Source organism: Stenotrophomonas maltophilia R551-3 (genome assembly GCF_000020665.1).
GTDB lineage: Bacteria > Pseudomonadota > Gammaproteobacteria > Xanthomonadales > Xanthomonadaceae > Stenotrophomonas > Stenotrophomonas maltophilia_L.
Genome location: NC_011071.1, coordinates 4,567,299 through 4,573,969, shown reverse-complemented (window position 1 = coordinate 4,573,969; position 6,671 = coordinate 4,567,299). Strand labels below are relative to the sequence as shown.

General features: G+C 66.4%; 5 protein-coding genes. All 5 read left to right on the top strand.

Annotation, left to right across the window (positions count from 1 at the left end; translation table 11 throughout):
* Window positions 1–40 precede the first annotated feature (40 nt).
* The 5 genes from rpmH to mnmE all read left to right on the top strand — a co-directional run bounded on the left by rpmH (window position 41) and on the right by mnmE (window position 6,571).
* Window positions 41–181 (top strand): 50S ribosomal protein L34, encoded by a 141-nt coding sequence (rpmH, locus tag SMAL_RS20580; RefSeq protein WP_006404565.1) that lies wholly within the window; start codon window positions 41–43, stop codon window positions 179–181.
* A 5-nt stretch (window positions 182–186) separates the two neighbouring features.
* Entirely contained in the window at window positions 187–681 is a 495-nt protein-coding gene (gene rnpA / locus SMAL_RS20575) for a ribonuclease P protein component (protein ID WP_006404563.1), read from the top strand.
* Window positions 681–2,396, top strand: a complete 1,716-nt coding sequence (yidC, locus tag SMAL_RS20570) for a membrane protein insertase YidC (RefSeq protein ID WP_012512563.1) — start codon at window positions 681–683, stop codon at window positions 2,394–2,396. The genes rnpA and yidC overlap by 1 nt, the downstream gene beginning before the upstream one ends.
* A 149-nt stretch (window positions 2,397–2,545) precedes the next feature.
* Window positions 2,546–5,218, top strand: coding sequence for a polysaccharide deacetylase family protein (locus tag SMAL_RS20565; RefSeq protein WP_012512562.1), 2,673 nt, complete (start codon window positions 2,546–2,548; stop codon window positions 5,216–5,218).
* A gap of 3 nt (window positions 5,219–5,221) precedes the next feature.
* The gene (gene mnmE, locus SMAL_RS20560) at window positions 5,222–6,571 is read left to right on the top strand and encodes a tRNA uridine-5-carboxymethylaminomethyl(34) synthesis GTPase MnmE (RefSeq protein ID WP_012512561.1); all 1,350 of its coding nucleotides are present in this window, start codon (window positions 5,222–5,224) and stop codon (window positions 6,569–6,571) included.
* The last annotated feature ends 100 nt before the right edge of the window (window positions 6,572–6,671 follow it).

Below are 6,671 nucleotides of genomic sequence, written 5' to 3'. Positions count from 1 at the left end.
ATTTCCGGTTCTTTCCGTCCCATTCATACGAGAGGCCCACATGGCCACCAAGCGCACCTTCCAGCCCAGCAACCTCAAGCGTAAGCGCGACCACGGCTTCCGTGCCCGTATGAAGACCGCTGACGGCCGCAAGATCCTGTCGCGTCGCCGCGCCAAGGGCCGCAAAGTCCTGAGCGCCTGATTGCCATGCCGCATCCAGCGGCAGACGCAATCCATTCGACAGTGAATACTGCAGACCCGCGCAAGCGATTCCCTCGCTCTGCGCGGGTTCGCACGCGTGCCGAATATTCAACGGTCTTCAACGGCGCCCGCCGTGTGTCCGATCCGCTGATGACCCTGCACTGGCTGCCGGCTGACCGGCCGGCCAGGCTGGGTCTGGCGGTTTCCCGCAAGGTCGATCCGCACGCCGTTGGGCGTAACCGGATCAAGCGCGTCCTGCGCGACGCCTTGCGTCAGACACGAACCGATATGCAGCCAGGCGACTTCGTCGTCGTGGCTCGTAGTGCTGCGCGTAACGCCAGCAACGACGATATCCGCCAGGCCTTCCTGCGCCTGTTGCGGCGCCTGCGTGCATTGCCCACGCCGGGCGTGGACGGCACAATGCCGCCGCCTGATGGCATCGCAACTCCCTCTTTGACCGAGCCGGCACCGCGTTCCGGCACCGCTGAGCCTGCCCGCTGATGAACCAGACCCGCGTATTCCTTATTTTTGCCTGGCTGATGGTGGCCGTGCTGCTGTGGATGGAGTGGAGCCGCGAAAAGGCTGCCCCGACCCCGGCACCGACGACCACGTCGGCTCCGGCCGCTGCACAGAGTGTTCCGGGCGCGACCCCGGGCAGCGTACCCAACGCGCAGGTCCCGGGCGCCCCGGGCCAGGCCGCAGTGCAGGCCCAGGCCAGTGCCACGCCGGCCAGCCAGCGCGTGACCGTCACCACCGACGTGCTGCGCCTGGTGCTCGATGGCGGCCGCGTGCTCGACGCCGAGCTGCTGCAGTTCCCGCAGACCAAGGACGAAGGCAGCCCGCCGGTGCGCCTGCTGACCGAAGACCCCGCGCATCCGTACAGCGCGATCAGTGGCTGGGCCAGTGAAGACAAGAACACCCCGGTGCCGGGTGCCGACGGCTTCAAGCTGGTCGGTGACACCAAGGACTTCGTGCTGGCCAAGGGCCAGAACGAGCTGCAGATCCCGTTTGTGTGGACCGCCGACAGCGGCGTGACCATCAAGCGCACGCTGACCGTCTCGCGCAACGAGTATGCCGTGCGCTTCAAGGATGAAGTCAGCAACACCGGCGCCGCTCCTTGGAACGGCTATGTCTACCGCACCCTGGACCGCACCCCGACCATCCTGTCGCGGAGCATGACCAACCCGGATTCCTTCAGCTTCAACGGCGCCACCTGGTACGACAACGACAAGAAGTACCAGCGTCGTGCGTTCAAGGACTACCTGGAAGACGGCACGCTGAACCAGAACATCACCGGCGGCTGGCTGGCGATGCTGCAGCACCACTTCTTCACCGCCTGGATCCCGCAGAAGGACCAGACCGCACACTACGTGCTGTCGCAGGTGGCCGGTCGTGACCTGATCGAAGCGCGTGGCCCGGCCTTCACCGTGGCCCCGGGCCAGTCCACCAGCACCGAAGCCCGCCTGTGGGTCGGCCCGAAGCTGGTCAACCTGATCGCCAAGGAAGACGTGCCGGGCCTGGACCGCGTGGTCGACTACAGCCGCTTCTCGATGATGGCGGTGATCGGCCAGGGCCTGTTCTGGGTGCTGAACCAGGTGCACAAGCTGGTTGGCAACTGGGGCTGGGCGATCGTCGGCCTGGTGGTGCTGCTGAAGCTGGTGCTGTACCCGCTGTCGGCGACCCAGTACAAGAGTGGCGCCAAGATGCGTCGCTTCCAGCCGCGCATCGCGCAGCTGAAGGAACGCTATGGCGATGACCGCCAGAAGTTCCAGACCGCGATGATGGAGCTGTACAAGAAGGAAAAGATCAACCCGATGGGCGGCTGCCTGCCGATCCTCATCCAGATGCCGATCTTCTTCGCGCTGTACTGGGTGCTGGTGGAATCGGTCGAACTGCGCCAGGCGCCCTGGTTCGGCTGGATCCAGGACCTGACCGCACGCGACCCGTACTTCATCCTGCCGGTGATCAACGTGGCGGTGATGTGGTTCACCCAGAAGCTGACCCCGGCACCGGGCATGGACCCGATGCAGCAGAAGATGATGCAGTTCATGCCGCTGGTGTTCGGCGTCATGATGGCCTTCATGCCGTCCGGCCTGGTCCTGTACTGGGTGGTCAACGGCGGCCTGGGCCTGCTGCAGCAGTGGTGGATGACCAAGCGCCATGGCGGCGAGCCGGTTCCGGCCACCACCGCACCGGCCCCGGTCAAAAAGAAGTAATCCGACCGGCAGGTCACCTGCTTGGTAGAGTCGACTGTTAGTCGACTGCTCCTGGCCTGACCGACCAGCAAAAGCCCGCCGCAAGGCGGGCTTTTCGCATCCGGCGTTAGAATCGCCGGCACACCGTTCCTCCATCCATCGAGTCCGCCATGCCGCGTGCGTCGTCGTTCCGCCTGTTCCTGCCCTCGCTGTTGTTGACCCTGGTCGTTGCCGGCTGTGGCGACAAGGACGCGAAGGCACCGGTAACCGGCGTGACCCAGCCCAGCGCACAGGCCGCGGCCGCCGCCGATCCTGCCGCCGCGCCGTTGCTGGCTGCGCTGCAGAAGCAGCTGGATGGCTACCGCCGGATCATCGTGCTGCTGGCCGACGAAGAACAGCAGTCGGCCGCCGACCGCGGCACCTCCACGCGTGTGGGCCAGCAGCTGTTCCACGATGGCCTGGAACAACGCACGGTCATCGCCGCGCAGTTCGACACCCTGCTGCGCGGTTCCAGCCCGCAGCGCTTCGCCACCCTCGGCACGGTGCTGGATTACATCGAATCCGCACCGGAACTGTTCGATGCCGATCGCCTGGCCTTCCGCGAAGTACTGCGTGATCTGCACGAGCGGGTCGGTACCGATTCGTCGCTGCCGGCGGTGAAGCTGCACCAGCGCATCGGCGAGGACCTGGAGGCGCTCGACGAGATCGAACGCAACTACAACCAGGAACTGACCCGCATCTTCAGCCGCTTCGAGCGCACCCGCGCCATCGAGCTGAAGCGCGAGAAGTGGGACGACTACATCGCCCACCTGCACAAGGATTACAGCCGCGAAGCGATCCTGCGCGACTACGGGGTGATCGAGCCGTACCCGATGTCGATGAAGGACAGCGACCGCGAGATCTTCGGCCGCGACCTGCCCGCCAAGACCGTGGTGCTGACCTTCGACGATGGCCCGCACAAGGCCTACACCGATGAAGTGGTGGCGATCCTCAAGCGCTACGACGTACCGGGCGTGTTCTTCGAAGTCGGCCGCAACCTCGGCAAGGTCGAGAGTGATGGCAAAGTCAGCCTCGGGCCGATGGCGAAGATCAGCCGCAACCTGATGGAAGAAGGCTATGCGGTCGGCAACCACAGCCTGACCCACGCCCAGCTGTCGCGCACCACCGGCGATGCGCTGCGCCAGCAGGTGCTCGACACCGATACGCTGCTGAAGGATGTCGACAGCAAGCGCGCGCCGTTGTTCCGCTTCCCGTACGGCGCGCGCAATGCCGAAGGCCTGCAGCTGCTCAACGAGGCCGGACTGAAGTCGATCATGTGGAACATCGACTCGATGGACTGGGCCGACCCGGTGCCGGAGTCGATCGTGCAGCGCGTGCTCGACCAGGTGAACAAGGAACAGCGCGGCATCATCCTGTTCCACGACATCCACGACCGGGCGGTGAAGGCGCTGCCGCAGATTCTCGACCGGCTGATTGCCGACGGCTACCAGTTCGCCGGCTGGAATGGCCGTGAATTCACTGTCGCCCGCGCGCGCAAGGGCGAGGCCCGTGCCGCCACCGTCACCACCGGCTACGAGAAGTCGTGGGCGATCGTGGTCGGCATCGACACCTACGCCAAGTGGCCGAAGCTGGAGTACGCCAGCCATGACGCACAGGCGGTGGCCGATACCCTGACCGGGCGGTTCGGCTTCCCGTCCTCGCAGGTGATCGTGCTGAAGAACGAGCAGGCCACCCGCAACAACATCCTGGCCGCCTTCCACGACCGCCTGGCCGATGACCGCACCGGCAAGAACGACCGCGTGTTCGTGTTCTTCGCCGGCCATGGCGCGACCCGCCAGCTCGCCTCCGGGCGCGATCTCGGCTACATCATCCCGGTCGATTCGGATCCGAAGGAATTTGCCACCGACGCCATCGCGATGACCGACATCCAGAACATCGCCGAGAGCATGCAGGCCAAGCATGTGATGTTCGTGATGGATGCCTGCTACAGCGGCCTGGGCCTGACCCGCGGTGGCCCGTCTTCGTCGTCGTTCCTGCGCGAGAACGCACGCCGCAGCGCGCGGCAGATGCTGACCGCCGGCGGTGCCGACCAGCAGGTGGCCGATGCCGGCCCGAACGGCCATTCGGTGTTCACCTGGGTGCTGCTGCAGGCGCTGGCCGGCAAGGGGGACCTCAATGGCGATGGCTTGATCACCGGCACCGAACTGGCCGCCTACGTGGCGCCGGCGGTGTCCGCGGTTTCACACCAGACACCGGCCTTCGGCAGCCTGCCCGGTTCGCAGGGCGGCGAGTTCGTGTTCCAGGTGCCGGACAGCCAGGAATTCCTCAATGCCGACACGCGCCAGCTGACTGCCGATGCGATCGCGCTGAACAACAAGGTGGATGCCGCCAGCGAAGCCAAGGGTGCTCAGGCACCAGTGACCGTGGCCGACCTGCAGGGCGGCAAGGCCAAGCTGGTGGTGCCCACTGCCGGCCCGGCCTCGGACCGCCAGCGCGCGCAGCAGGCCAACGACCGTGGCCTGCAGCTGTACCGCGAGAAGCAGTACGACGAAGCCGTCGCGCAGTTCACCGAAGCGTTGAAGCTGCGCCCGGACTTCGCCCAGGCCGCCAACAACCTGGGCTTTGTCTACTACCGCCAGCAACGCTATGCCGAAGCTGCGCGCTGGCTGGAGAACACGCTGAAGATCGACCCGTCGCGTGCGGTGGCCTATCTGAATCTTGGCGATGCCTACTTCAACGCGGGCGACAAGGCCAAGGCCAAACAGGCTTACACCACCTACCTTGCGCTGCAGCCGCAGGGCAGCGGCGCAGCACAGGCGCGCGCGCAGCTGGAGAAACTCTGAGCCATGAATGACGCGATCCGCACCGACACCATCGTGGCCATCGCCAGCGCACCCGGCGCGGGTGGCGTCGGTCTGCTGCGCCTGTCCGGTCCGCGCGCTGCGGCCATCGCCAACGCATTGGGTGCGCCTGCGCTGCGCCCGCGCCATGCGCATTACGCACGCCTGCGCGATGCCGACGGCGAGGTCATTGATGATGGCATCGTGCTGTGGTTCCCGGCGCCGAACAGCTTCACCGGCGAAGAAGTGGTGGAACTGCAGGGCCATGGCAGCCCGGTGCTGCTGCAGCAACTGGTCGCGCGCTGCATCGCGCTCGGTGCGCGTCAGGCGCGCCCGGGTGAGTTCAGCGAACGCGCGTTCCTCAACGGCAAGCTCGACCTGGCCCAGGCTGAGGCCATCGCCGACCTGATCGCCGCGGGTGACAACCGCGCCGCACGCGCTGCACGCCGTTCGCTGGACGGCGTGTTCTCCCGCCGCATCGACGCGGTGGTCGAGCAGTTGGTGCTGCTGCGCATCCACGTGGAAGCGGCCATCGACTTCGCCGACGAACCGCTGGATACGCTTGGTGGGGCGCAGGTACGGCGTGGGCTGAAGCAGGCGCGCAGTGACCTGGCCCTGCTGCGCCGCGATGCCGAACGCGGCCGTCGCCTGCGCGATGGCCTGCATGCAGTGCTGATCGGGCCGCCCAATGCGGGCAAGAGTTCATTGCTCAATGCCCTGGCCGGCAGCGAGCGCGCCATCGTCACCGACATTGCCGGCACCACCCGCGACACCCTGCGCGAGACCATCCGCCTGGATGGCCTGGAACTGACCCTGGTCGATACCGCCGGCCTGCGCGACGGCGGCGATGCCATCGAACGCGAAGGCATGCGCCGCGCCCATGTGGAGATCGAGCGCACCGACCTGGCGTTGATCGTGCTGGATGCGCGCGATCCGGCTGCGGGTGAAGCGGCGCTGGGCGATGCCGTGGCGGCGGTTCCGCACAAGGTCTACATCCACAACAAGTCAGACCTGCTGACGGCGCTGCCGGCACTGGACGATCCGGATCGCGTGTTCGTTTCCGCCGCCACCGGCGCCGGACTCGAAGATCTGCACGCGCGCCTGCGTTCGATTGCCTCGGCCGGGGCGGGCGAGCAGGTGGACGGCGAGTTCTCCGCGCGCACGCGGCATGTGGATGCAATCGAGCGTGCGCAGGAACACGCGCAGCGCGCCGATGGCGAGCTGGCCCACGAACACCTGGAGCTGGCCGCCGAAGAACTGCGGCTGGCCCACGACGCGCTGGGCGAGATCACCGGGCAGATGAGTGCCGATGACCTGCTGGGAAGGATCTTCTCCAGTTTCTGCATTGGGAAGTAGTCCACAGGGTCAGATCCCCAAAGGGGCTCTGACCCTCGACATCACCACAATCGATGCCACGTGGTTTCAACCCGGGGCGCGACACCTCCTTGATACCATC